Below are 25,567 nucleotides of genomic sequence, written 5' to 3'. Positions count from 1 at the left end.
CGAACTGACCTGGACCCCTTATGCCCCGGCGCCTATTCAAACGGTACATGCCCGACCCCAGCAGTATCCGGGAACACAAGTCATTACAGTTTCTCGGTACGTTGCTGCATGACCCGAACCTCTGGCACCTCAACCGGCACTCGGTCGCACGCGCCATGGCCGTGGGGTTGTTCGCGGCTTTTATTCCGATTCCGTTGCAGATGCTGCTGGCGGCGGTCCTGGCGATCACAGTGCGCGGCAACATGCCCATCGCGGTCAGCCTGGTGTGGCTGACCAACCCGATTACCATGCCGGTGGTCTTCATCTGTACCTACATGACCGGCGCCTGGCTGATGAATGTGCCACCTCGCAGCCTGCCCGATGATCTGACCTGGGAATGGATCAGCGGCCAACTCAGCACGGTATGGCAGCCATTCCTGCTGGGGTCGGTGGTGTTGGGGCTGGTGCTGGGCGCACTCGCCTACTGCCTGACCATGGGCTATTGGCGCTGGTGGGTGGCCCACCAGTGGAAAAAACGCAAACAGCGGCGCGCTTAGCAGGCCCGCAAGCGCAGGTGCACGCGCAAACCTTGCCCGGTATTTTCCGCCCACAGGCTGCCGTCCTGGCGTTGCACCGCATTGCGGGCGATGCTCAGGCCCAGGCCGAAGCCGCCATCGCCGGGGCGTGAACCGTCCAGGCGGGTGAAGGGCGCGAAGATCCGCTCCAGGTCGCCCTCATCGATCCCGCCGCCCTGGTCCTCCAGCCACACATGCCAATAGTCCCCCTCGCGACGCCCATCCAGGCTGACCACGCCGCCCGCCGGCGAATGGCGGATGGCGTTGCGCAGGATGTTTTCCAGGGCCTGGGCCAACGCATTCAGGTTGCCGCGCACCCAGCACTCTGCGCCCAGCAGGCAGGGCAAGCGCGAGGACGGCCAATCGCTTTCGAAGCATGCGTTTTCGCGCAGCATGTCCCATAACGCCTGCAGCTGGATGTTTTCCTGGGGCAACGGCGCCCGCTCAGTGTCCAGCCAGGCCAGTTGCAGGCTGTCTTCCACCAGGCGCTGCATGGCGTCGATCTCACGGCCCAGCCGCTCGCGCAACTGCGCCAGGTCTTGCTCGCTGTCACAGGCCACTCGCAAGCGGCTCAGCGGTGTGCGCAGTTCATGGGACATGTCCCGCAGCAGTTGCTGCTGCAATACCACGGTGCCCTGCAGACGCTCAGACATATGGTCGAACGCCCGGCCCAGCTCGCCCAGTTCATCCTGGCGACTGGTGGCGTCGTGGGACAGGCGTGTATTCAACTGGTCGGCGCGCCAGGCATTGGCCTGCTCGCGCAATTGATTGAGGGGCATGATCAGCAACCGATACAAGCCGATGCACAGCAGCAGGGTAAACAGGCCGGGGATCACCCCATTGGTCACCACCCGCCAGAACAGTTGATAGCGTCCCGGCATGAAGCGCTGCGGCAACTCGATCACCAGCGAACCCGCATCGGGGTCAGCAGGAAACGGGATCTTCAGCCACGGCAGGCCTTTGCCATGCCGGCTCACCGGCCAGTCCAGGCCACGCAGAAAGGTCAGGCGCTGGCTTTCCTTGTCGGTCAGCGGGTAGCTGCTCAACGACTGCAGGTCGTTGCCGATCACGCCTATCCAGGTGGTTTCACGCTTGCCCATCGCCTCCAACCACGCCTCGACGCCTGCGCTACCGCCGCGGTTCCAGGCCTGTTCGGCGCCAACCGCGTACCCCCTCAAGGTGTTACGCGCCTCGTCGGACAAGTAGGCGTTCTGCTGCTCCATGTACCGGCCCCACGACCAACTGAGCCAGATCATCAGCAGACAGAAGGCGATCAGCAGACATGCCAGCTTCCAGAATAACGAGTGCTTGCCCGGCAGCCGTTTCAGGGGGCGCTCAAAGGCTGTCATCGAGACCGCTCAGCACATAGCCTTTGCCCCACACTGTGCGGACTTCGCGCTCGGTGTAGCCGATGGCCTTGAGCTTGCGGCGGATCTGGCTGATGTGCATGTCGAGGCTGCGGTCATGGGGGGCATAACCGCGTTGCAATACATGCTGGTAAAGAAAGGCTTTGCTGAGGACTTCTTCGCTGTTGCGATGCAGGGTTTCCAACAGGCGGTATTCGCTGCGGGTCAGCCCGGCCCAGTGCCCCAGGTGGAAAACATCGCACAGTTCATCGTCGAAGCGCAGGGTGCGGGCGTCGTCGCGCACCGGTGCCAGGGTCGGCACCGGGCGCCGGTCGAGGGCCACCCGGCGCAGGATGGCTTCAATGCGCACACGCAATTCGATCATGCTGAACGGTTTGGGCAGGTAGTCATCGGCGCCCAGGCGAAAACCACTGATGCGATCGGCCTCGGCGCCGAGCGCGGACATCAGGATCACCGGGATCGAATGGCTCTGGCGCAGATGAGTGAGGATCGACAGGCCATCCATCCCCGGCAGCAAAATATCCATCAGCACAACGTCGAACGCTTGGTCGCGCGCCATCTGCAGGCCTTGCTGGCCGTTCTGGCACCAGGTGACATGGAAACCACAGCGGCCCAGGTGCTCATGGACATAGGCGCCCAGCACGGGGTCATCTTCGATGGTCAGGATACTGGGTAGGCCGATTGCTGCGGGATTCATTAGTATCTGCAAGTCATTCTCAATGGCTGATTATTCAAGATTACCCCGCCGCAGGCAATCGCCACCGGGCGCCAAAGGGCGCGAAGATTGCCGTGTGTCATTAATTTGCAAGATTCCATGCCGCGCAAATGGCTACACTGCGCAGGTGCGCGGGCCGGATGCCCGGGCAATTCCGTAGATATCAATGTGGTAGCAGGAGAGTGGCGTGCTGACAAGAATGGGGATAAAAGGCCGCGTACTGTTGCTGACCTTATTACCGACCAGCCTGATGGCCTCGTTGCTGGGCGGCTACTTCACCTGGATGCAGCTCTCCGAACTGCAGTCCCAATTGCTGCAACGTGGTGAGATGATCGCCGAACAGTTGGCGCCGCTGGTGGCTCCCGCCCTGAGCGCGCGCAACACCGACCTGCTGGAGCGCATTGCCACCCAGTCCCTGGAACAGCCGGACGTTCGCGCCGTGTCGTTCCTCAGCCCGGACCGTGCATCCCTCGCCCACGCCGGCCCGACCATGCTCAACCAGCCGCCCATCGGCAACAGCTCGCACCTGCTGCAGCGCACCGGCAACGACGCCACCCGTTACCTGCTGCCAGTGTTTGGCCGCCATCGCAACCTCGCCGGCGACCTGATCCCGGATGAAGCCGACCGCTTGCTGGGCTGGGTCGAGGTGGAACTGTCCCACAACGGCATGTTGCTGCGCGGCTACCGCAGCCTGTTCGCCAGCCTCTTGCTGATTGCCATCGGCCTGATCTGCACCGCGGCCCTGGCGTTACGTATCAGCCGCACGATCAATTCGCCGATCGGCCAGATCAAGCAAGCCGTGGCCCAACTCAAGGACGGCAATCTGGAAACCCGCCTTCCGCCCCTGGGCAGCCAGGAACTGGACCAGCTCGCCTCTGGCATCAACCGCATGGCCGAGACCTTGCAGAACGCCCAGGAAGAACTGCAGCACAGCATCGACCAGGCCACCGAAGACGTGCGCCAGAACCTGGAAACCATCGAGATCCAGAACATCGAGCTGGACCTGGCGCGCAAGGAGGCCCTGGAGGCCAGCCGCATCAAGTCCGAATTCCTGGCCAACATGAGCCACGAAATCCGCACGCCACTCAACGGTATCCTCGGCTTTACCCATTTGCTGCAAAAGAGCGAGCTGACCCCGCGTCAACTCGACTACCTGGGCACCATCGAAAAATCCGCCGACAACCTGCTGGGCATCATCAACGAGATCCTCGACTTCTCGAAAATCGAAGCCGGCAAGTTGGTGCTCGACAGCATCCCGTTCAACCTGCGGGACTTGCTGCAAGACACCCTGACCATCCTCGCTCCTGCCGCGCATGCCAAGCAGTTGGAACTGGTAAGCCTGGTCTACCGTGACACGCCGCTGGCACTGGTGGGTGACCCGCTGCGCCTCAAGCAGATCCTCACCAACCTGATCAGCAACGCGATCAAGTTCACCCGCGAAGGCACCATCGTGGCCCGGGCAATGATCGAGGACGAGCAGGAAGACAGCGTGCAATTGCGCATCAGCGTGCAGGACACCGGCATCGGCCTGTCCAGCCAGGATGTGCGCGCCCTGTTCCAGGCCTTCAGCCAGGCCGACAACTCACTGTCGCGCCAACCCGGGGGCACAGGGTTGGGACTGGTGATCTCCAAGCGTTTGATCGAGCAGATGGGCGGTGAAATCGGTGTCGAAAGTACGCCGGGCGAAGGCTCGGAGTTCTGGATCAGCCTGAACCTGCCCAAGACCCGTGACGATGTCGAAGACCTGCCCTCCGCGCCCCTGTTGGGCCATCGCGTGGCCGTGCTGGAAAACCACGAGCTGGCCCGCCAGGCGTTGCAACATCAACTGGAAGACTGCGGCCTGGAAGTCACGCCGTTCACCAGCCTGGAAAGCTTGACCAATGGCATCACCAGTGCCCACCAGACCGATCAGGCCATAGACCTCGCGGTCCTCGGCGTGACCGCCAATGACATCCCGCCCGAGCGCCTCAACCAGCACCTGTGGGACCTTGAGCACTTGGGCTGCAAGGTGCTGGTGCTATGCCCCACCACCGAACAGATGCTGTTCAACCAGTCGGTCCCCAACCCCAACAGCCAGTTGCAGGCCAAGCCGGCGTGCACGCGCAAACTGCGCCGGGCGCTGTCAGACCTGATCAGCCCGCGCCCGTCGCGCAGCGAACCGGGCGAGCCATTGTCCAGCCGGGCACCGCGCGTGCTGTGCGTGGACGACAACCCGGCAAACCTGCTGCTGGTACAAACCCTGCTGGAAGACATGGGCGCACGGGTGCGCGCCGTGGAAAGCGGTTATGCGGCCGTCGACGCGGTAAAACAGGACACTTTCGACCTGGTGCTGATGGACGTGCAGATGCCCGGCATGGACGGCCGCCAGAGCACCGAGGCGATCCGCCAGTGGGAGAGCGAACGCAGCGGTACGCCACTGCCGGTAGTCGCCCTCACCGCCCACGCCATGGCGAACGAAAAACGCGCCTTGCTGCAAAGCGGCATGGACGACTACCTGACCAAACCCATCAGCGAACGGCAACTGGCCCAGGTGGTGCTGAAGTGGACCGGCCTGGCCCTGCGCAACCAAGGCCCGGAACGCGCCACCGACGGCCTCGGCCCGGGCGTGCAGCTTCCGGTGCTCGACCACGAGGAGGGGCTGCGCCTGGCGGCCGGCAAGGCAGACCTGGCAGCGGATATGCTGGCGATGCTACTGGCTTCCCTGGAGGCCGATCGCCTGGCCATCACCCTCGCCCGTGATGCCAAAGACAACAACGCCCTGATCGAACGCGTGCACCGCCTGCATGGTGCGACCCGTTACTGCGGCGTGCCGCAATTGCGGGCCGCCTGCCACCGCGCCGAAACCCTGCTCAAGCAGGACGACGCCAAGGCGGTGCAGGCGCTGGACGAACTGGACATGGCCATTGCCCGACTCGCCAGTGAAGCGCGGGTCAACGCCTAATTTTGCACAGGAACAGGCTCCTGCGGTGAGCCGGCGTGTCAGGTCACCGCATCGCGCGCCAAGCACGCCCGCTCATCACAAGCGCCTGTTCCTTCATGAGTAATTGCAGGGAGCCTTTCAATGCGCGTCATTCTTTTCAGCAGCCAGGCCTACGACCGCGACAGCTTTCTCGGCGAGCCGCTACCGCCGGGCCTGGCGCTGCAATTCCAGCCCGCCCGCCTCAACCTCGACACCGTCGCCCTGGCGGAACATCACGAGGTGGTCTGTGCCTTCATCAACGACGACCTCAGTGCCCCGGTGCTGGAACAGTTGGCCAAGGGCGGTACGCGGCTGATCGCCCTGCGCTCGGCGGGCTACAACCACGTCGACCTGGTCGCCGCCAAGCGCCTGGACTTGACCATTGTGCGCGTGCCGGCCTATTCGCCCCACGCGGTGGCCGAACATGCGGTGGCGCTGATTCTCGCCCTCAACCGTCGCCTGCACCGCGCCTACAACCGCACCCGTGACGGCGATTTCAGCCTGCATGGCCTCACCGGTTTCGACTTGGTAGGCAAGACCGTCGGCGTGGTCGGTACCGGACAAATCGGCGCCACGTTCGCCAAGATCATGGCCGGCTTCGGTTGCCAGTTGCTCGCTTACGACCCCTTCCCCAACCCGCAGGTGCAGGCATTGGGCGCGCATTACGTGAGCCTGCCCGAATTGCTGGCCCAGGCGCAGATCATCAGCCTGCACTGCCCGCTGACCGCCGACAGCAAGCATTTGATCAACGCCCGCTCCCTGGCGCAGATGCAGCCCGGGGCGATGCTGATCAACACGGGGCGCGGAGGGCTGGTCGACACTCCGGCGCTGATAGAGGCACTCAAGGACGGCCAGCTCGGCTACCTGGGGCTGGATGTGTATGAGGAAGAAGCGCAGCTGTTTTTCGAGGACCGCTCCGACTTGCCCCTGCAGGATGACGTCCTCGCGCGCCTGCTGACCTTCCCCAATGTGATCATCACCGCCCACCAGGCGTTCCTGACGCGCGAAGCACTGGCGGCCATCGCTGGCACCACCCTGGCCAACATTGCCGCCTGGGCCGAAGGCCGGGCGCAGAACCTTGTCGAAGGATGATCAGCGGTCACATACCAGGCTCATGATGAGCCAGCACCCGTGATAGGATGCCGCGCCTATTTGGAGGATCCATGGCCGAACACGATTTCCGCTTCAGTTTGCTGAGCCCGCAACACACCCTGATCGAATGCCGCGCCCTGGTGCCGGGCCGTTACCAGGTCACTGGCAACGGTGGTTCGATCAAGCATGGCGACGTGCTGATCGTCACCCTGCGCGGCAGTAAAACCCTGTCGATGCGCCTCACCGTCGAAGGTGACGCGCGCTACTCCATCCGTCCGGCAGGCCAGTGGGTCGCCATGGCCCAGGGGCCGAAATTCGGCGAGTTGGAGATTCACACCTGGAAGGTCAATTGCGACAGCTGCGACAGCGTGCTGGAGTTTGAATTCGCGGTGGAAACCAAGCTGACCAAAGCGCCGCTGCAACCCGCGGCCAACGCGCGAATCGCCGAGCTGGGCTGGGCCAGCGAGGGCGACAAGCATCGCTGCCCGAAATGCCAGAAGGCCGCGCAATGAGAGGCCTGCTTCTGCTCGCCGCCATCGGTGCGGCCGTGACGGGCTGCGCCGACAATTCGGTCAAGCTCAAGCAGGATCACAGCTACGTGGTGGAATGGATTGGCGAACGGCCGCTGATGGATTACGCCCACCTCACCGTGACCCTCGGTGCCGATGGCCGCGCCTACGGCAATGGCGGTTGCAACCATTGGTTTGCGCCGTACACCGTCGACGGCGACACGCTCAGCTTCGGCAAGATTGGCAGCACCCGCAAGCTGTGCGCCGAGGCACTGATGGAGCAGGAACATCGCTTCTTCCAGGCCCTGCAAGGCGTGCAGCGCTGGGACATCTCGCCAATCGAACAGACGCGGTTCTGGCCGGCCGAGGGCAAGCCGATTCGTTTGTGGCTGGAAGAAGGCTAACCCTAGCCTCTCGCGATCCAACGGTGGGAGCAAGCTTGCTCCCACTGTTGTTTTGAGCGGTTGCTTTAGCCGCGCAGGGCCTTGAGCTTCGCCAACACGCCTTCGGCGGTCTGCTCACCCAGCAACTGTTCGCGCACCTTGCCCTTGTCATCGATGATGTAGGTCACCGGCAACGCTTCGCTGCGCGGAATATCGAAGATCTCTTCCGGGTTCTGCGCCAAGACGGTGAACTTGATCCCCAGCTTCTCACTGGCGGCCTTCAGTTCCTCACCTTGCACATTGTCGAAATTGACCCCGAACACGCCGACGTTCTGCGCCTTCAACTGCTCGGCCAAGGCATTGAGCTCAGGAATTTCCGTGCGGCACGGGCCACACCATTCAGCCCAGTAATTGACCACCAGCCACTGCTTGTCCAAGCGTTCGGCCGCCACTTTCTGGCCATATTGGTCAACGCCGTAATCGTTACCGCAGCCGCTGAGCAGCAGGGTTGTGATGATCGCCACTGCACCGATCAGTCGCCTTGTCATGGGGTAATCCTTCGCAAAAATGAACGTTGGCTGCGACCTATCGCCTCTTACGGTTTAAGGACAGGTCGCTGCGCAGGTAGAATAACCGCCACCTTACGCAAGATGCGACCCGCACATGACCGATCTGACGCTTTATCACAACCCGCGCTGCTCGAAATCCCGCGGTGCGCTGGAACTGCTGGAAGCCCGCGGCCTTGCGCCTACCGTGGTGCGCTACCTGGAAACCCCGCTCGACGCCGCGCAATTGAAGGCGTTGCTGGGCAAGCTGGGCATCAGTGCCCGCCAACTGTTGCGCAGCGGTGAAGACGAATACAAGGCGCTCAACCTGGCCGATGCCAGCCTCAGCGAAGCCCAGTTGATCGCTGCCATCGCTGCGCACCCGAAGCTGATGGAGCGCCCGATCCTGGAAACCGCAGACAAAGCCATCATTGGCCGTCCGCCGGAAAACATAGTGGAGATCCTGCCGTGACGTCGCCGTATGTACTGGTGTTGTACTACAGCCGTAACGGCTCGGTCAGCGAGATGGCTCGGCAGATTGCCCGAGGCATCGAGCAAGGCGGGATGGAAGCCCGGTTGCGCACCGTGCCGGCGATCTCCACCGAGTGCGAAGCCGTGGCGCCGAGCATTCCGGAGGAAGGCGCGCTGTACGCCAGCCTCGATGACCTGAAAAACTGCTCAGGCCTGGCCCTGGGCAGCCCGACACGCTTCGGCAACATGGCCGCGCCGCTCAAGTACTTCCTCGACGGCACCAGCAACCTGTGGCTCACCGGCGCCCTCGTCGGCAAGCCGGCCGGCGTCTTCACCTCCACCGCCAGCCTGCACGGCGGCCAGGAGACCACGCTGATGTCGATGCTGCTGCCGCTGCTGCACCACGGCATGCTCATCACCGGCCTGCCCTACAGCGAACAGGCGTTGCTCGATACCCAGGGCGGCGGCACGCCGTATGGCCCCAGCCACCATGCCGGGCCTGACGGCAAGCGCCTACTTGATCAACACGAAACTGCCCTGTGTCGCGCCCTCGGCCTGCGCCTGGCCAACACCGCCACGCTGCTGGAGAACGGCCGTGGCCAGAAAACCTAAGGTCCTGCCGCCCCAGGCGTGGCTGGAGCCGCGGGTCAAGGTGGCACGTGCACTGAGCTTGCTGGCGTTTTTTGCCCTGGTGGGGTTGCTGTGCGTGTACTACCTGTTCGTCGCCGACCTGCACGGCGCACGGCCATGGGTGATCCTGCTGATCGAACTGGTGCCACTACTGGTGCTGGCGCCGGGCATGCTGCTAGGCAGCGCGCGCGGGCATTCGTGGATGTGCTTTGTGGTGAACCTGTACTTCATCAAGGGCGCGCTGGCGGCGTATGACCCGAACCGGCAGTGGTTCGGGGTGCTGGAAATGCTCGCGAGCCTCGCGGTGTTTTGCACGGCATTGTTGTATGTGCGTTGGCGGCATCAGCTGAATCGGCGGCTGGCTGCCGCCTGCTAGCGAGTGGGCGCCTGTTAGTCCTCGCGGGTAAGCCCGCTCCCACATTTGGACTGCATTCCCCTGTGGGAGCGGGCTTGCCCGCGAAACCATCAACGCGGTCTCAATGATTCACCGTATACGCCAGCATCATCGACAACTGGCACATCGGCCGGCCACTCTCGGCATGCCATTGGTTGAACGCGCCCTGCACCGTCGCCAGGTCGCGAAGGCTGGTCGGTGCCTTGTCGACGATCTTCTGTGCGTTCAGCGCGGCCACCACGTCATCGCTCGGCACAAACGTATCCTTGCCGACCATGCGCAAGAAGCGCGGCGCGGACAACCCGCCGAGTTGATGGCCGTGCTTGCTCAGGTACTTCCACAGCCCGACGATATCGGTCACCGGCCAATCGGCGACAAACGCGCCGAAGCTGCCTTTTTCCTGCTCGATGTCGAGGATCATCTGCGCATTGCGCGGCACGCTCTTGAGCTTGCCCAGGTGGCGGATGATCCGCGTGTCCTGCATCAGCCGCTCCAGGTGCTCAGCCCCCATCAGCACGACCTTTTCCGGGTCGAAGCCAAAAAAAACCTGCTCGAACGCCGGCCACTTGGCGTCCACGACACTGTGCTTCAAGCCCGCACGAAACACGCGCAGCGCCAGGGTCGACAGGTAGCGATCATCGCTGATCTTGCGCAACTGCGCCGGGGTCTTGGGAACCGGTAGATGGGCTTCCAGCTTGGCCGCCGAACCGAAGCGGTTCAGACAATATTCGTGCAGCCACTTGTAATCGCGCATGCCCTCTCCTGGCAGTTGAATTGAAAACGGCGCCCGCGAGCGCCGTGTGTCAGAGCGATGAATGGGCTCAGAGGTTCACAACATTGACGAAGCGCGAGGCAGCGGTCTCGTCAATCTTGAGGCTGGTGAAGTCGAACAGGTTGCGGTCAGCCAGCTGCGAGGGGATCACGTTTTGCAGGCTGCGGAAGATGCTTTCGGTACGGCCCGGGGTCTTGCGCTCCCAGTCCACCAGCATCTCCTTGACCACCTGGCGCTGCAGGTTTTCCTGGGAGCCGCACAGGTTGCACGGGATGATCGGGAACTGCTTGAAGTCGGAGTAGGCCTGGATGTCCTTCTCGTTGCAATACGCCAAGGGGCGAATCACCACGTTGCGCCCGTCATCGGCACGCAGCTTGGGCGGCATGGCCTTGAGCGAGCCGTTGAAGAACATATTGAGGAAGAAGGTCTCGACGATGTCGTCGCGGTGATGACCGAGGGCCATCTTGGTCGCGCCGATCTCATCGGCAAAGGTGTACAACGTGCCACGGCGCAGTCGCGAGCACAGCGAGCAGGTGGTCTTGCCCTCCGGGATCAGTTCCTTGACCACCGAATAAGTGTCTTTTTCGACGATGTGGTACTCGACGCCCAGCTCTTTGAGGTAGGCCGGCAGCACGTGCTCGGGGAAACCCGGTTGTTTCTGGTCCATGTTGACGGCCACGATCTCGAACTTGATCGGCGCGACCTTTTGCAGGTGCAGCAGCACGTCGAGCATGGTGTAGCTGTCTTTACCGCCAGAGAGGCAGACCATGACCTTGTCGCCGTCCTCGATCATGTTGAAATCGGCGACCGCTTCACCGGCCAGGCGACGCAGGCGTTTTTGCAGTTTGTTCTGGTTAACCGTAAGAGTGCCCATGGCGCTTGGATCCGCTAGAGGTGTGTGACGAAAAGCCGGGTATTTTAGCGTCATGAGCGACCGAGTTCCAATGTGGGGGCGAGCACGCCCGCTCCCACACCCGAGCGCATCACCCTTTACAGACCCTGCCGCGATTAGGGCCAACGTTTACAGCGCAATTTGCTCTAAAGGCCCTACAGTTATTCAGGTCATCCCTTCCTATACTGCGACTAGAGGTCGCACAGCTATCCAGGACCTTTGAGGCCATTTGGCCCGTGGGCGCTCCGATGGGGGGCGATGGCAATAACGACAGGAGTGAATGGCATGATCCATCACGTCGTGGGGCTTTTTACCCATCCCGACCAGGAATGGCGGGAAATTCGTGGCGATAAAGAAGAAAGCATCGGCCACATGTACCTCACCCATACCTTGATTCTCGCGGCGATCCCCGCCGTATCCGCCTTTATCGGTACTACCCAGGTCGGCTGGGTCATCGGCAACCGCGCGCCGGTGATGCTGACCCAGGAAAGCGCACTGTGGATGACCCTAATGTCCTACGCCGCCATGCTCGGCGGCGTGGCGGTGATGGGCGCGTTCATTCACTGGATGGCGCGCACCTACGATGCCAACCCCAGCATGGCGCGCTGCGTGGCGTTTGCCACCTACACCGCCACACCGCTGTTCATCGGCGGGCTGGCCGCGCTCTACCCACATATGTGGCTGGGCATGATCGTGGGCACGGCGGCAATCTGCTACACGGTTTACCTGCTGTATGTGGGGCTGCCCACGTTCATGAGTATCGACCCGGATGAGGGCTTCCTGTTTTCCAGCTCGGTACTGGCCGTGGGCCTGGTGGTACTGGTGGCGATCATGGCGTTTACCGTAATCGTCTGGGGCCTGGGCGTTGGCCCGATCTACACTAACTGACCGTTTAAAACCGTAGGCAAGGCCACCGCAAGGTGGCCTTGTGCGTTATGCATGACCATTCGGCGCCTGACAGATTCGGAAACACGCAGCTTTGCGGCATACTGGACGTCTCTGGAGATATGTACAGCATGCCCGAGCAACTCAATACCCGCGTCGAAGATTGTTTCCTGCAAGCCGAATCCTTTTTCAAACGAAGCTTCAAACGCCCCCAGGTCAGCCTCAAGCTGCGGGGCCAGAAGGCCGGTGTCGCGCATTTGCACGAGAACCTGCTGCGCTTTAACCCACAGTTGTACCGTGAAAACAGCCAACACTTCCTGAAACAGACCGTGGCCCATGAAGTAGCGCATTTGATTGCCCACCAATTGTTTGGCGAACGCATCCAGCCCCATGGCGAGGAATGGCAATTGATCATGCGCGGGGTCTACGAACTGCCGCCAGACCGTTGCCACACCTATGAGGTCAAGCGCCGCCAGGTGACCCGCTACATCTACCGCTGCCCATGTGCCGACAGCGACTTTCCGTTCTCGCCACAGCGCCATGGCATGGTGGCTCAGGGACGGCGCTATTTGTGTCGGCGGTGTCGGCAGACGTTGGTGTTCACCGGGGAAACCCGCGTGGAGTAAGGGGCGCGGCGCGTTCAACCTGTGGGCGCTGGCTTGCCTGCGAGAAGGCCGCCCAGCCCCTACCCAACTATCTTGGCCTTGCGCAAATCCGCGATGTGCTGAGAGCTGAACCCCAACGCCACCAACACCTCATCGGTGTGTGCCCCCACCGCCACACCGATGTGCCTGGGCGCCGGCAACCCGTCGGAGAACTTCAGTGGGCAAGCCAGTTGCGCCTGGGTCGAACCATCCCCCCTCGGCACCTGGCTGACCAGTTCCCGCGCCTTCAACTGCGGATGCTCGACTGCTTCGCTGAGGCTCAATACCGGTTCCACACAGGCGTCCACCTCGGCGAACAATGCACACAGCTCATCGAAGCTGCGCTTCTCAAATTCGACTTGCAGCGCCTGCTTCAGGGCTTTTTGCTGGTCCGGATTGGGCGACAAGCCCTGCGCTGCCAGTTCCGGGCGCCCCAACGCTGTGCAAAGTGACTGCATGAACCCAGGCTCCAGGCTGCCGACTGACAGCCAGCGCCCGTCCCGCGAGCGGTAATAGTCGTAGAAACTGCCACCATTGAGCACATGGTTCTCCCACTCCGGCTCTACCCCGCATGCCAGGTACCCCGCGCCGGCCATGGCGTTCAGGCTGAACGAGCAATCGGTCATGCTCACGTCCAGGTATTGGCCAACCCCGCTGTGCTGCCGGGCGACAACCGCCGCGAGCAGCCCCACCACCGCATGCAGCGAGCCCCCGCCCACGTCCGCCAGCTGCACGCCGAGGGGCAGCGGGCCGCTGCCCTGGCGCCCGGTGTAACTGGCCACCCCGGCTAGGGCCAGGTAATTGATGTCGTGCCCGGCGCGATCCTTGTAGGGCCCGGTCTGGCCGTAACCGGTGATCGACACATAAATCAGCCGGGGGTTGATCGACTTCAATGCCTCATACCCCAGGCCCAGGCGCTCCATGACCCCGGGCCGGAACTGTTCGAGCACTATGTCGTACTCCTTCACCAGCGCCCGCACGATCTCCAGCGCCTCGGCCTGCTTGAGGTCCAGCGCCAGGCTGCGCTTGTTGCGGTTTAGGTAGGCGTGGCTGGCCGACGTGCCCTGGTCGAGAGGTGGCAGTACGCGCAACAGGTCCATGCGCGTGGGCGATTCGATGCGCAATACCTCGGCGCCCATGTCCGCCAGCATCAACGAGGCGAAAGGGCCAGGCAGCAAGGTAGAGAAATCCAGCACTTTGAGGGACGCCAAGGGACCTGACATGAGCACTCCGTTTCCGTTTTCGATGCCCACAGACTAGGCAGCCTTGCGCCTGCCGGCAATCGCCGGAACGGTCACCGACAGTGACTGTTTTGATCACGGCGGGCTTTTTCGTGGCGGCGGCTTTATCATTGCCCCACGTTTGCTTGCAGAGTGTTCCATGAAGTTCGCGATTGCACTGTTTTGCGCCGCCCACGCGCCCTCCTCGCGCCGTGCCCTGCTGTTCGCCCAGGCGGCACTGGCCGGCGGGCATGAGATTGTGCGGCTGTTTTTCTATCAGGACGGCGTCTACAGCGCCTCCAATGCCATCGTTGCGCCTCAGGATGAGCAGGACATCGCCCGCCAATGGCGTGAGTTTGTCAGCGCGCACCAGCTCGATAGCGTGGTATGCATCGCCGCCGCGTTGCGCCGGGGTGTGCTCAACCAGGATGAAGCCACGCGCTATCAACGCAGCGCGGTCAACCTCGAGGCGCCGTGGGAGCTGTCGGGCCTGGGGCAATTGCACGATGCCGCCCAGGCCGCCGACCGCCTGATCTGTTTTGGAGGGCCGTGATATGTCCAAGTCCCTATTGGTTATTAGCCGCCAGGCACCTTGGTCTGGCCCGAGCGCGCGCGAAGCGCTGGACATCGTGCTGGCCGGCGGCGCGTTCGATCTGCCGATCGGCTTGCTGTTCCTCGATGACGGCGTGTTCCAGCTGGCGCCGCACCAGGACGCCAAGGCCGTGCAGCAAAAGGACCTGAGCGCCAACCTGCAGGCGCTGGGCCTGTTCGGTATCGATGATGTGTTCGCCTGCCGCCACAGCCTGGCCGAGCGCGGCCTCACGACGCCTGCGAGTGCGCAGCCGCTGGACAGTGCCGCGATCTGCGCGCTGATTGACCGTTACGACCAAGTGATTACCCTCTGATGTCGACTCTCCATGTGATATCCCACTCCCCGTTTACCGACAGCCGCCTCGACAGCTGCCTGCGTATCTGCGGCGCCGAAGATGCCATCCTGCTCTGTGGCGATGGCGCCTACGGGCTGCACAACCCGGCCCTGCACACCAAGGGCGTGAAGGTCTTTGTGCTGGCCGAAGACATGCAGGCGCGCAACTTGCCGCTTCCAGACTGGGCCGACAGCGTCGATTACCCAGGTTTTGTGCAATTGTCGATTGACTACGACAAGGTCAACAGCTGGCTATGAACACCCTGACCGTAGGCGCACGCACCCTGGAACTGGACAAAGACGGCTACCTCGTAGACCTCAATGAATGGTCCGATGAGGTGGCCAACGCCCTGGCCGCCGCCGAGCCCCTGGCGTTGACCGCGGACCACTGGGAAATCCTCACCCTGCTGCGCCAGTTCTATGCCGAATTCCAGCTGTCCCCCGCTACACGCCCATTGATCAAGTACACCGCCTTGAAGCTGGGTCCGGAAAAGGGCAACAGCCTGCACCTCAACAAATTGTTCAACGGCACTCCCGCCAAACTCGCCGCCAAGCTGGCGGGCCTGCCCAGGCCAACGAACTGCTTATGACCGACTTTGCCCCGCTGACCCTTGAAACCCCCGCCGAGCATCCGTTTGCGCAGTTCGTGCGCATCCTGGGCAAAGGCAAGCGCGGTGCGCGCAACCTCACCCGCGAAGAGGCCCGCGAAGCCATGGGCATGCTGCTCGACGAAAAAGTCGAGGACACCCAACTCGGCGCCTTCCTGATGCTGTTGCGCCACAAGGAAGAAAGCCCGGAAGAACTCGCCGGTTTCACCGAAGCGGTGCGCGAGCGCCTGGATGGCCCGGCGCTGAACGTGGACATCGACTGGCCAACCTACGCCGGCAAGAAGCGTCACCTGCCCTGGTACCTGCTGGCGGCCAAGTGCCTGGCGCAGAACGGCGTGCGCATCCTGATGCACGGCGGTGGCGCGCACACGGCAGGTCGGCTGTACACCGAGCAATTGCTGGAAGGTTTGCAGATTCCGCTGTGCCGTAACTGGCAGCAAGTCGAGGCCGCGTATGAACAAGGCGACCTCGCGTTTATCCCATTGGGTGATTGGGCGCCGCAACTGCAGCGCATGATCGACCTGCGCAACACGCTGGGACTGCGCTCGCCGATCCACTCCCTGGCGCGCCTGCTCAACCCACTGAATGCACGTCTTGGCCTGCAAAGCATTTTCCATCCGGGTTACCAGGGCGTGCACCGCGACGCCAGCGGCCTGCTCGGCGACAATGTGATCGTGGTAAAGGGTGACGGTGGCGAGGTCGAGATCAACCCCGACACCCTCAGCCATCTGTACGGCACCACCGCTGGCGAAAGCTGGGACGAAGAATGGCCCGCCCTCTCCGCCCAGCGCCACGTCAAGCCGGCCGCACTCGACCCCGAACACCTGAAGGCGGTGTGGCGCGGCGATGTCGAAGACAGCTACCCGCAACTGGCGCTGATCGCCACCATGGCCCTGGCGTTGCGCGGCCTGGGCCACCCACGGGAACAGGCCTTTGAATTGGCCCAGCAATACTGGACCGCACGAGACAAATCGATTTAATCGATCATTCACGCCCGGTCTTTGCGCTTTTAGTTCGAACTCATCCCTTTAGACTGGGCTCCAACGCTTATTAGCCAAGGAGCCAGTCATGGGTTTGCTGATCGAAGGACACTGGAAAGACCAGTGGTACGAAAGTAGCGCAGATGGCGCGTTCCAGCGCGAACAGGCGCAACGCCGCAATTGGGTAACCGCTGACGGCTCGCCTGGCCCAAGTGGCCAAGGCGGCTTCAAGGCCGAGGCCGGTCGCTACCACCTCTATGTGTCCCTCGCCTGCCCGTGGGCCCATCGCACGCTGATCCTGCGCAAGCTCAAGGGCCTGGAAAGTTTGATTGAGGTGTCCGTGGTCAGTTGGCTGATGCTGGAAAACGGCTGGACCTTCGACAAGTCCCACGGTTCTACCGGCGACCAGCTCGACGACTTTGCCTTCATGCACCAGCGATACACCGCCGACACTGCCGATTACACCGGGCGCGTCACCGTACCGGTGCTGTGGGACAAAAAGCTGCAGCGCATCGTCAGCAATGAATCGGCGGAAATCATCCGCATGTTCAACAGCGCCTTCAATGAACTGACCAGCAACACGCTGGACTTCTACCCCGAGCCACTGCGCGTGACCATCGATGCGCTGAACGATCGGATCTACCCGGCCGTGAACAACGGCGTGTATCGCGCAGGCTTCGCCACCTCACAGCAGGCGTATGAACGTGCGTTTGATGATGTGTTTGCCGAGCTGGACTACCTGGAACAGCACTTGAGCGACCATCGCTACCTGGCGGGCGAGTTCCTCACCGAAGCGGATGTACGGTTGTTCACCACACTGATTCGCTTTGATGCGGTGTATTACAGTCACTTCAAATGCAACCTGCGCAGGATCGCGGACTATCCGAACCTGTCGAATTGGTTGAGGGAAATGTATCAGTGGCCGGGCGTGGCCGAGACGGTGGATTTTGCCCACATCAAGGGGCACTACTATGCCAGTCACCGCACGATCAACCCGACGGGCATTGTGCCGAAAGGCCCCTCGCAACGGTTTGATGGCCAGCATGATCGGCAGCGGTTGATTGCCAAGGGCGTGTGGGACTGATCCAAAGCATTGACTGGCTTTTAGCGCCTCATCGCGGGCAAGCCCGCTCCCACAGGGGATTGTATTCCCATGTGGGAGCGGGCTTGCCCGAGATGCTCCCAAGGCTTACACCTGGGATTGCGCGCCTTCAAACCACTTCAGCTTCTCTCGCAACACCACCACCTCACCGACGATCACCAGTGTCGGCGCATGCACTTCATGCTCCGCCACCATGCGTGGCAAATCCGCCAGCGTGCCGGTAAACACCCGCTGGTTGGACGTGGTGCCTTGCTGGATCAACGCCGCCGGGGTATCCGCCGCCCGCCCATGCTTGATCAGTTGCTCGCAGATGATCGGCAAGCCAATCAAGCCCATGTAGAAGACCAGGGTTTGCGAAGGCGCCACGAGATCACTCCAGGGCAGGTCCGAAGTCCCGTTCTTTAAGTGCCCAGTGATGAAGCGTACAGACTGCGCATAGTCGCGGTGGGTCAGCGGAATCCCGGCATAGGCCGCGCAACCGCTGGCCGCCGTGATCCCCGGTACCACCTGGAATGGGATGCCATGGGCCGCCAGTTCCTCGATCTCTTCGCCACCGCGGCCAAAAATGAACGGATCGCCACCCTTGAGCCGCAGCACGCGCTTGCCCTGCTTGGCCAGGTCCACCAATTGCTGGTTGATCTGCTCCTGAGGCACCGCGTGGTCGGCGCGTCGCTTGCCGACGTAGACACGCTCGGCATCGCGGCGGCACAGTTCGAGAATCGCCGGCGCGACCAGGCGGTCGTACAGCACCACGTCGGCTTGCTGCATCAGGCGCAGGGCGCGGAAGGTCACCAGGTCAGGATCACCCGGACCTGCGCCCACCAGGTAAACTTCGCCCGGTGCGTTAGGGGGCGCGCCATTGACCTTCTCGATCAACAGCCGCTCGGCTTCATCGCCCTGCCCGGCCAACTGGCGGTCGGCAATCGGCCCCTGGAAAACCTCTTCCCAGAACGCACGACGCTGTTGCACGTTCGGGTACAAGCCTTTGACCTGGGCACGAAAACGCGCGGCCAGGCCGGCCAGTTGACCGTAAGTGGACGGAATCCAGGTTTCCAGCTTGGCGCGGATCAAGCGCGCCAGCACGGGTGCATCACCGCCGCTGGAGACGGCGATCACCAACGGTGAACGATCGACAATCGCCGGGAAGATCACACTGCACAAGGCCGGCGCATCCACCACATTGACCGGTACGCAACGGCGCTTGGCGTCGCTGGACACTTGCGCGTTCAGCGGCTCGTCGTCGGTTGCCGCGATAATCAGGGTGCAACCATCGAGGTCGGCCTCCTGGTAACCGCGCAACACCAGTTCCCCGCCACTGCCCAGCACCAGTTCACGCAACTGGTCTTCGATCTGGGGAGCAACCACCCGCAGCAACGCACCGGCATCGGCCAGCAGGCGGGATTTGCGCAAGGCAATCTCCCCGCCACCGACGACCAACACACGACTGCCGCGCAGGTTATGAAACAGCGGCAGAAATTCCATTTAGCGGATGACCTCGACGCCCGCCATGTACGGCTTGAGCACTTCAGGTACGCGGATCGAACCGTCAGCCTGCTGGTAGTTTTCCAGCACGGCCACCAGGGTGCGACCTACAGCCAGGCCCGAACCGTTGAGGGTATGGACCAGTTCCGGCTTGCCGGTTTCCGGGTTGCGGAAACGCGCCTGCATGCGACGGGCCTGGAAATCACCACAGTTGGAGCACGAGGAGATCTCGCGGTATTTGTCCTGGCTCGGCACCCACACTTCAAGGTCGTAGGTCTTGACGGCGCTGAACCCCATGTCGCCAGTGCACAGTGCCAGCACGCGGTACGGCAGTTCCAGCAGTTGCAGCACGCGTTCGGCGTTGGCGGTCAGGCCTTCGAGGGCTTCCATGGAGGTCGACGGCTCGACCACCTGCACCATCTCGACCTTGTCGAACTGGTGCTGGCGGATCATGCCGCGGGTATCGCGACCCGACGCGCCGGCTTCGCTGCGAAAGCACGGGCTGTGCGCCACGAACTTGATCGGCAGTTGCTTGGCATCGAGGATCTCGCCGGCCACGATGTTGGTCAGCGACACTTCGGCAGTCGGGATCAGGTACAGGTCGGCTTCGCCGTCGCGGCTGATCTTGAACAGGTCTTCTTCGAACTTCGGCAACTGGCTGGTGCCCATCAGTGCCGGTGCCTGCACCAGGTAAGGGGTGTAGGCTTCTTCGTAACCGTGCTCGCCGGTGTGCAGGTTGATCATGAACTGCGCCAGGGCACGGTGCATGCGCGCGATCGGGCCGCGCAGCAAGGCAAAGCGCGCACCCGACATTTTGGCGGCGGTCTCGAAATCCAGGCCACCGGTCAACTCGCCCAGGGCGACGTGGTCCTTGATCTCGAAATCAAACGCCTTCGGCGTGCCCCAGCGGCGGACTTCGACGTTGCCGTCTTCGTCTTCGCCAATCGGCACGGATTCGTGCGGGATGTTGGGGATGCCCAGCAGGATCGAATCCAGCTCGGACTGGATCTTTTCCAGCTCGACCTTGCCGTCGGACAGCTCGGTGCCCATGCGCTCGACATCCGCCATCAACGGCGCGATGTCTTCACCGCGCTGCTTGGCCTGACCGATGGATTTGGAACGCGCATTCCGCTCAGCCTGCAGTGCTTCGGTGCGGGTCTGGACGGTCTTGCGCTGTTCTTCCAGCGCTTCGATGCGCGCAACATCCAAGGCAAAGCCACGGGATGCCAGGCGGTCCGCTACGTCCTGAAGGTTGCTACGTAACAGTTTGGAATCGAGCATGTCGGTCTCTCGTTTATCAAAGTTTGGTCAAGGACAGGCCAGCCCAGGTGGCGAGCAGCCCGCCGAACACGCTGATGCCCAGGTACCCGAAGGCTACCAGGGCCTGCCCGCTTTCCAGCAGGCGCAGCGTATCCAGTGAGAAGGATGAAAAGGTCGTCAGACCGCCTACAAAGCCGACAATCAAGCCAGCACGTATTTCAATCGGTACTTCCGGGCGCAACAGGAACCAACCGTACAACAGCCCGATGATCAGGCAACCCACCAGATTGACCGCCAGGGTCGCTGCATAAAAGTGCTTCGGCCAGTTAGCGCTCACCCAAGTACCGGTGGCGAAACGCAATAATGTACCAGCGATGCCGGCTGCGGACACGGCAAGAATCGTCTTGAGCACTACTTTCTCCGCTGTCTGGGGCTGAGTCGATCGAGTTGCGCGAGGTGATTGAGCTTTTCGCCGATCTTCAGCTCCAGTCCACGGGGCACCGGCTGGTAGAGCGGCAGCGGCTCAAGCTCATCGGGAAAATAGTCCTCACCGGCCGCATAGGCATCCGGCTCATCGTGGGCATAACGGTATTCATCACCGTAACCCAGCTGCTTCATCAACTTGGTTGGCGCGTTGCGCAAGTGCATCGGCACTTCGAGGGAGCCATATTCGGCGGCGGCGCGCAGTGCGGACTTGAAGCCCATGTACACCGCATTGCTCTTAGGCGCACACGCCAGGTAAGTGATGGCCTGGGCCACAGCCAACTCGCCTTCCGGGCTGCCGAGTCGCTCCTGCACGTCCCAGGCCGCAAGGCACAGGCTCAGTGCCCGGGGGTCGGCGTTGCCGATGTCTTCGCTGGCCATGCGCACCACCCGGCGCGCGAGATAAAGCGGGTCGCAACCGCCGTCGATCATGCGTGCGAACCAGTAGAGCGCGCCGTCCGGGTTGGAGCCGCGCACAGATTTGTGCAGCGCCGAGATCTGGTCGTAGAAGGCCTCGCCGCCCTTGTCAAAGCGCCGGCGTGTATCGCCGAGCAGGCTTTGCAGCAGGTCGACGCCAATCTCACCGCCGTCTTCAGCCAGGTCGGAGGCGTTCTCCAGCAGGTTGAGGAAGCGGCGGCCGTCGCCGTCGGCGGCGGTCAGCAGGATCTTGAAACCCTCTTCGCTCACGCTGAGTTGCCGCTTGCCCAACCCCTTGTCTTCGTTCAAGGCGCGGTGCAGCAGCTTCTGCATGGCAGCCTCGTCCAGGCTTTTGAGCACATAGACCCGTGCTCGCGACAGCAAGGCGTTGTTCAATTCAAACGAAGGGTTTTCGGTGGTGGCACCGATAAAGATCAGCGTGCCGTCCTCGACATAGGGCAGGAACGCATCCTGCTGCGACTTGTTGAAGCGATGCACTTCGTCGACGAACAGGATGGTGCGCTTACCGTATTGCCCGGCCTGTTGCTTGGCGACCTCCACTGCCTGACGGATCTCCTTGACCCCGGCCAGCACCGCCGAGACCGTTTCGAAGTGCGCATCCGAGACCTTCGCCAAGAGCCGCGCCAGGGTGGTCTTGCCCACCCCAGGCGGCCCCCAGAAGATCATCGAGTGCAGCGCACCCTGCTCCAGCGCTTCACGCAAAGGCTTGCCGCGAGCGAGCAGGTGTTCCTGACCGACGTACTCGTCCAGGTTGGTCGAACGCAAGCGCGCGGCCAGTGGCTGGGCAATCGGGTCACTTCGAAACAGATCCATGGGCAGCGTTTGAAACCTCTAGATTATTCCTGGATCACGTCGGCACCCTTGGGGATGTCGAACTTGAACTTGGACGCGGGAACCGGCTGGTTAGCCTTGACCCCGGAGAACAGGATATCGGTGCGTTGGCCGACGCTGTCGACCAGGCGCATGTTGTTGATCACGCCGTTGCCAAACGACAGGGACAGTGTGTCAAACAGCGTGTCCTTGGATTTCGGCTTGAGGGTGAACTCGATCACGTTGCTGGTCTGCTTGGACGTGATATCGAAGCTGTCGTTGATTTTCGACACATCACCCGACAACAGCAGCGCCGGAGTCTGGTTCAGGCGCGGGTCAAGCTTCTTGATGGTCGCCTGCTCCAGGTCCGGGTCCCACAGGGTGACCTTCTGGCCATCGGAAACGATGGTCTGCTCAGCCTTGCCCTCGGTGTGCCAGTAGAACAAGCCAGGGCGCTGCACGGCCATTTCGCCTGCAGTTTCCTGCAGTTGGGTGCCGCCGGCATCCAGGGTCAGCTGGGAAAAGCGCGCGGTCAGGGTCTGGGATTTGTCCAGCAGGTTTTTCAGGCTGGCGACGGAGGCCGGGTCAGCGTGGGCCGAAACAGCGGTCAGGGCCAGTGCCGGCAACAACAGCATGCGGATTAGACGCATGGGAGTCCTCATTGAGTAGTCAGGGCGTGCCGCGTGCTGCCACGCGGCGCGGGATCAGTCGCGCATCTGCCCGGGGGCAATGACTTCGCGCGAGCCGTTGGTGTTCATTGCGGTAACGACGCCGGCCATTTCCATGGCTTCGATCATGCGGGCGGCGCGGTTGTAGCCGATTTTCAGCTTGCGCTGCACAGCAGAGATCGAGGCGCGACGGCTTTCCAGTACGAAGGCCACGGCTTCGTCATACAGCGCGTCGGTCTCGGCGTCATCGTCACCACCGCTGCTGCCGCCGTCGAAGCCACTGCCGGCCTCTTCCACACCGGCGAGGATATCGTCGTTGTATTCCGGTGCGCCACGCAGTTTCCAGGCCTCTACCACGCGGTGGACTTCATCGTCGGAAACAAAGGCGCCATGCACCCGGATCGGCAGGCTGGTGCCCGGCGGCATGTAGAGCATGTCACCGTGACCGAGCAGTTGTTCGGCGCCGCCTTGGTCGATGATGGTCCGCGAGTCGATCTTGCTCGACACCTGGAACGCCATACGGGTCGGGATGTTGGCCTTGATCAGGCCCGTGATCACGTCAACCGACGGCCGCTGGGTCGCGAGGATCAAGTGAATACCGGCCGCACGGGCCTTCTGGGCGATACGTGCAATCAGCTCTTCAACCTTCTTGCCGACGATCATCATCATGTCGGCGAATTCGTCGACCACCACCACGATGGTCGGCAGCTTGCTCAGCAGTGGCGCTTCGTCGTGGATGCTTTCGCGCTTGTACAGCGGGTCGGTGAGCGGCGTCCCGGCCTCCTGGGCTTCCTTGACCTTGGCGTTGAAGCCAGAGAGGTTACGCACGCCCATCTTCGCCATCAGCTTGTAGCGGCGTTCCATCTCGGCAACGCTCCAGCGTAGGGCGTTGGCGGCGTCCTTCATGTCAGTAACCACCGGACACAGCAGGTGCGGGATGCCTTCGTAGATCGACAACTCCAGCATCTTCGGGTCGATCATGATCAGCTTGGCGTCTTCCGGGCCGGACTTGAACAGGATCGACAGGATCATCGCGTTCACACCCACCGACTTACCGGAGCCGGTGGTACCGGCCACCAGCAGGTGAGGCATCTTCGCCAGGTCAGTGATGACCGGCTTGCCACCGATATCGTGGCCCAGGGCCAGGGTAACCGGCGATTTGAAGTTGTCGTACTCGGGGGTCGACAGCACTTCGGAGAAGCGCACAATCTGTCGGTCTTCGTTGGGAATCTCGATACCCACGGTGGTCTTGCCAGGGATGACTTCCACCACGCGCACACTGGTCACGGCCAGGGAACGGGCCAGGTCTTTCGCCAGGTTGGCGATACGGCTGACCTTCACGCCGGCAGCCGGCTGGATTTCGTAACGGGTGATCACCGGGCCGGGGTGGATGGAGTCCACCGACACTTCGACGCCGAACTCCTTGAGCTTGATTTCCAGCAAGTGGCCGACGGCCGCCAGGGATTCCGGTGAATAGTTGAGTTGTTTCTTTTCGGCCGGATCGAGGATCGAGATCGGCGGCAAGGTGCCCTCGACCGCGCTGTCGACGAACAGCGGTGCCTGTTTCTCTTTCTGCACACGATGGCTCGGTTCCGCCGGCTTCGGCGGCGCTGGGGCAATCACGGGCGGCACCTGCTTCTCGCGGTCCGACATGTGTTTGCTCAGGGCCTGCTCGCGCTCGATCAAGCGCTCCTTGACCTTGGCCTGCTCGCGCCGGTCCGGCGTGCTCGGGGCCACGACTTCATTGACGCGGGTGTCCACCTCACGCAATTGGGCCACCATGCGCTTGCGGTCGACGCGCGCCGCCCACCAGCGGTTCGCGGCACCCTGGAACAGTTCCAGCAGGTCGAGGGTGATCTTGCCGGTCACGTCCATCACCTTGAACCACGACAGGTCGGTGAACACAGTAAGGCCGAACAGGAACAGCGCAATGAACATCAGGGTGCTGCCCTGGATGTTCAGGGACTTGCGCGCCAGGTCGCCGAGGCTTTCGCCCAGCGCACCGCCCGCGCCCGCCGGCAGGCCAGTGGGTGCATGGAAGTGGATATGGGCCAGGGCCGCGCCGGACAGCACCAGGAACACCAGCCCGATCAGGCGCCAGGAGAACAGCCAACCGCTCCACTGCCATGGCTCGTGACGCTGGCGGAAGATCTGCCAGGTCTTGATCGCCAGCAGCAGCGGGAAGATATAGGCGAAGTAACCCAGCACCATGAACAGGATATCGGCGCTGTAGGAACCGGCAGGCCCACCGAAGTTCTGCACGTCTTCGATCTTGCTGTTGTGGCTCCAGCCCGGATCGTCCTTGCCATAGGTCAGCAAGGCCATCATCAGGAACAGGCACAGGGCGCCGATAGCGATCAGCGCGCCTTCCTTGAGGCGATAATGCAGGTGCTGGCGCCAGGCTGGCACCACGGCTGCTTTAGGTGTTGCGGCGGATTTCTTCAAAACGGGTCTATTCCTGCGCCTTTAGCGCGTCCATCTGTTGAATGACTGCAAATACTGCCCAATCCGAGCAGCTGAAAAAATGAACGAGCGTCGTTGAATCTACTTTTAACACTGGGCGATTGCTGGATGAAATGGCGATAACGCCACAATCGCCGCATTGTACGGGTTTGTGCCCCTGATGCCACGCCACTTGGCGATCTTCAAGCAGCATAGCCAATTGCGTGTCACAAGATGTTCAATTTGAGCATGCATTGTCTTTGCTGACAAAGGCTTATGGGCTGTTTTTACTAATCCAGGCAAGCTTGGCAAAAGGCCTGCACGGGCCAGACCCGAT

The 25,567-nt window shown here is 62.3% G+C and carries 28 protein-coding genes; 16 read left to right on the top strand and 12 right to left on the bottom strand.

All coding sequences use genetic code 11. The features are described from left to right. The first annotated feature begins 20 nt into the window (after positions 1–20). Entirely contained in the window at positions 21–536 is a 516-nt protein-coding gene (locus CQ002_RS16435; RefSeq protein WP_034106781.1) for a DUF2062 domain-containing protein, read from the top strand. Here CQ002_RS16435 and CQ002_RS16430 read toward each other — a convergent pair. Then, positions 533–1,903, bottom strand: a complete 1,371-nt coding sequence (locus CQ002_RS16430; protein WP_105162490.1) for a sensor histidine kinase — start codon at positions 1,901–1,903, stop codon at positions 533–535. The genes CQ002_RS16435 and CQ002_RS16430 overlap by 4 nt on opposite strands. Next, positions 1,890–2,618, bottom strand: coding sequence for a response regulator transcription factor (locus CQ002_RS16425; protein ID WP_034106783.1), 729 nt, complete (start codon positions 2,616–2,618; stop codon positions 1,890–1,892). The genes CQ002_RS16430 and CQ002_RS16425 overlap by 14 nt, the downstream gene beginning before the upstream one ends. A 205-nt stretch (positions 2,619–2,823) precedes the next feature. Between CQ002_RS16425 and CQ002_RS16420 the strand changes: the two genes are divergently transcribed. The 4 genes from CQ002_RS16420 (at position 2,824) to CQ002_RS16405 (ending at position 7,600) form a co-directional block, all read left to right on the top strand. Next, on the top strand, positions 2,824–5,577 hold the full coding sequence (locus CQ002_RS16420) for a response regulator (protein WP_034106784.1): 2,754 nt from the start codon (positions 2,824–2,826) through the stop codon (positions 5,575–5,577). 120 nt (positions 5,578–5,697) lie between these two features. Beyond that, entirely contained in the window at positions 5,698–6,687 is a 990-nt protein-coding gene (locus CQ002_RS16415; RefSeq protein WP_034106785.1) for a 2-hydroxyacid dehydrogenase, read from the top strand. Between the two features lie 71 nt (positions 6,688–6,758). Beyond that, positions 6,759–7,199: a hypothetical protein gene (locus CQ002_RS16410; RefSeq protein ID WP_034106787.1), complete on the top strand. Its 441-nt coding sequence runs from the start codon at positions 6,759–6,761 to the stop codon at positions 7,197–7,199. Then, the gene (locus CQ002_RS16405; protein WP_034106790.1) at positions 7,196–7,600 is read left to right on the top strand and encodes an META domain-containing protein; all 405 of its coding nucleotides are present in this window, start codon (positions 7,196–7,198) and stop codon (positions 7,598–7,600) included. The genes CQ002_RS16410 and CQ002_RS16405 overlap by 4 nt, the downstream gene beginning before the upstream one ends. A gap of 65 nt (positions 7,601–7,665) precedes the next feature. Here the strand turns inward: CQ002_RS16405 and CQ002_RS16400 are convergent, their stop codons facing one another. Beyond that, positions 7,666–8,127, bottom strand: coding sequence for a TlpA disulfide reductase family protein (locus CQ002_RS16400; RefSeq protein ID WP_034106792.1), 462 nt, complete (start codon positions 8,125–8,127; stop codon positions 7,666–7,668). 115 nt (positions 8,128–8,242) lie between these two features. Between CQ002_RS16400 and arsC the strand changes: the two genes are divergently transcribed. From arsC to CQ002_RS16385, 3 genes are read left to right on the top strand one after another with little or no spacing between them, the layout of a single operon-like run. Further along, positions 8,243–8,596, top strand: a complete 354-nt coding sequence (arsC, locus tag CQ002_RS16395; RefSeq protein ID WP_034106794.1) for an arsenate reductase (glutaredoxin) — start codon at positions 8,243–8,245, stop codon at positions 8,594–8,596. Further along, complete coding sequence (gene wrbA, locus CQ002_RS16390; protein WP_034106795.1) at positions 8,593–9,207, top strand: NAD(P)H:quinone oxidoreductase; 615 nt, start codon at positions 8,593–8,595, stop codon at positions 9,205–9,207. The genes arsC and wrbA overlap by 4 nt, the downstream gene beginning before the upstream one ends. Then, the gene (locus tag CQ002_RS16385; protein ID WP_069077612.1) at positions 9,191–9,601 is read left to right on the top strand and encodes a DUF2069 domain-containing protein; all 411 of its coding nucleotides are present in this window, start codon (positions 9,191–9,193) and stop codon (positions 9,599–9,601) included. Before wrbA ends, CQ002_RS16385 begins: the two co-directional genes overlap by 17 nt. A gap of 100 nt (positions 9,602–9,701) precedes the next feature. Here CQ002_RS16385 and CQ002_RS16380 read toward each other — a convergent pair whose 3' ends face one another. Continuing rightward, positions 9,702–10,373, bottom strand: coding sequence for a DNA-3-methyladenine glycosylase I (locus tag CQ002_RS16380; RefSeq protein ID WP_034106798.1), 672 nt, complete (start codon positions 10,371–10,373; stop codon positions 9,702–9,704). A gap of 67 nt (positions 10,374–10,440) precedes the next feature. Further along, a complete protein-coding gene (gene ttcA / locus CQ002_RS16375; protein WP_014718888.1) occupies positions 10,441–11,265 on the bottom strand; it encodes a tRNA 2-thiocytidine(32) synthetase TtcA in 825 nt (274 codons plus the stop codon). A 303-nt stretch (positions 11,266–11,568) separates the two neighbouring features. Here ttcA and CQ002_RS16370 point away from each other — a divergent pair, with 303 nt between their 5' ends. Together CQ002_RS16370 and CQ002_RS16365 are read left to right on the top strand one after the other, a co-directional pair. Then, positions 11,569–12,171, top strand: coding sequence for a Yip1 family protein (locus CQ002_RS16370; RefSeq protein WP_105162491.1), 603 nt, complete (start codon positions 11,569–11,571; stop codon positions 12,169–12,171). Between the two features lie 128 nt (positions 12,172–12,299). Continuing rightward, positions 12,300–12,794, top strand: a complete 495-nt coding sequence (locus CQ002_RS16365) for a SprT family zinc-dependent metalloprotease (RefSeq protein WP_034106983.1) — start codon at positions 12,300–12,302, stop codon at positions 12,792–12,794. 59 nt (positions 12,795–12,853) lie between these two features. Here the strand turns inward: CQ002_RS16365 and CQ002_RS16360 are convergent, their stop codons facing one another. Next, positions 12,854–14,035: a CaiB/BaiF CoA-transferase family protein gene (locus CQ002_RS16360; protein WP_034106800.1), complete on the bottom strand. Its 1,182-nt coding sequence runs from the start codon at positions 14,033–14,035 to the stop codon at positions 12,854–12,856. Between the two features lie 157 nt (positions 14,036–14,192). Between CQ002_RS16360 and tusD the strand changes: the two genes are divergently transcribed. From tusD to CQ002_RS16330, 6 genes are all read left to right on the top strand, one after another. Beyond that, positions 14,193–14,585, top strand: a complete 393-nt coding sequence (gene tusD / locus CQ002_RS16355) for a sulfurtransferase complex subunit TusD (RefSeq protein WP_034106802.1) — start codon at positions 14,193–14,195, stop codon at positions 14,583–14,585. Position 14,586: 1 nt separating this feature from the next. Continuing rightward, the gene (gene tusC / locus CQ002_RS16350; protein WP_034106805.1) at positions 14,587–14,937 is read left to right on the top strand and encodes a sulfurtransferase complex subunit TusC; all 351 of its coding nucleotides are present in this window, start codon (positions 14,587–14,589) and stop codon (positions 14,935–14,937) included. Then, positions 14,937–15,215, top strand: coding sequence for a sulfurtransferase complex subunit TusB (gene tusB / locus CQ002_RS16345; RefSeq protein ID WP_034106807.1), 279 nt, complete (start codon positions 14,937–14,939; stop codon positions 15,213–15,215). Before tusC ends, tusB begins: the two co-directional genes overlap by 1 nt. Then, entirely contained in the window at positions 15,212–15,547 is a 336-nt protein-coding gene (locus CQ002_RS16340; protein WP_034106809.1) for a TusE/DsrC/DsvC family sulfur relay protein, read from the top strand. The genes tusB and CQ002_RS16340 overlap by 4 nt, the downstream gene beginning before the upstream one ends. A 14-nt stretch (positions 15,548–15,561) precedes the next feature. Further along, positions 15,562–16,545 carry a glycosyl transferase family protein gene (locus CQ002_RS16335; RefSeq protein WP_371919460.1) on the top strand — a complete coding sequence of 328 codons (984 nt, stop codon included), beginning with the start codon at positions 15,562–15,564 and terminating at the stop codon, positions 16,543–16,545. Positions 16,546–16,633: 88 nt separating this feature from the next. Further along, entirely contained in the window at positions 16,634–17,629 is a 996-nt protein-coding gene (locus tag CQ002_RS16330) for a glutathione S-transferase family protein (protein WP_105162492.1), read from the top strand. A gap of 105 nt (positions 17,630–17,734) precedes the next feature. On the opposite strand, the gene cysG is transcribed toward CQ002_RS16330, so the two are convergent. The 6 genes from cysG to CQ002_RS16295 are packed head-to-tail and all read right to left on the bottom strand — an operon-like array spanning position 17,735 to position 25,233. Beyond that, complete coding sequence (gene cysG, locus CQ002_RS16320; protein WP_105162493.1) at positions 17,735–19,129, bottom strand: siroheme synthase CysG; 1,395 nt, start codon at positions 19,127–19,129, stop codon at positions 17,735–17,737. Continuing rightward, positions 19,130–20,410 carry a serine--tRNA ligase gene (gene serS / locus CQ002_RS16315; protein WP_034106817.1) on the bottom strand — a complete coding sequence of 427 codons (1,281 nt, stop codon included), beginning with the start codon at positions 20,408–20,410 and terminating at the stop codon, positions 19,130–19,132. It lies immediately after the preceding gene. A gap of 16 nt (positions 20,411–20,426) precedes the next feature. Then, positions 20,427–20,801: a fluoride efflux transporter CrcB gene (crcB, locus tag CQ002_RS16310; protein WP_003232122.1), complete on the bottom strand. Its 375-nt coding sequence runs from the start codon at positions 20,799–20,801 to the stop codon at positions 20,427–20,429. Further along, positions 20,801–22,123, bottom strand: a complete 1,323-nt coding sequence (locus CQ002_RS16305; protein ID WP_069077608.1) for a replication-associated recombination protein A — start codon at positions 22,121–22,123, stop codon at positions 20,801–20,803. Before CQ002_RS16305 ends, crcB begins: the two co-directional genes overlap by 1 nt. A gap of 23 nt (positions 22,124–22,146) precedes the next feature. Beyond that, positions 22,147–22,770 (bottom strand): outer membrane lipoprotein chaperone LolA, encoded by a 624-nt coding sequence (gene lolA, locus CQ002_RS16300; protein ID WP_016975527.1) that lies wholly within the window; start codon positions 22,768–22,770, stop codon positions 22,147–22,149. Positions 22,771–22,824: 54 nt separating this feature from the next. Further along, positions 22,825–25,233, bottom strand: coding sequence for a DNA translocase FtsK (locus CQ002_RS16295; RefSeq protein WP_069077607.1), 2,409 nt, complete (start codon positions 25,231–25,233; stop codon positions 22,825–22,827). Between the last annotated feature and the right edge of the window lie 334 nt (positions 25,234–25,567).

It is taken from the genome of Pseudomonas sp. MYb13, assembly GCF_002980075.1.
GTDB lineage: Bacteria > Pseudomonadota > Gammaproteobacteria > Pseudomonadales > Pseudomonadaceae > Aquipseudomonas > Aquipseudomonas lurida.
The sequence above is the reverse complement of the archived record's forward strand: the minus strand, read 5'-3'. Positions and strand labels throughout refer to the sequence as shown.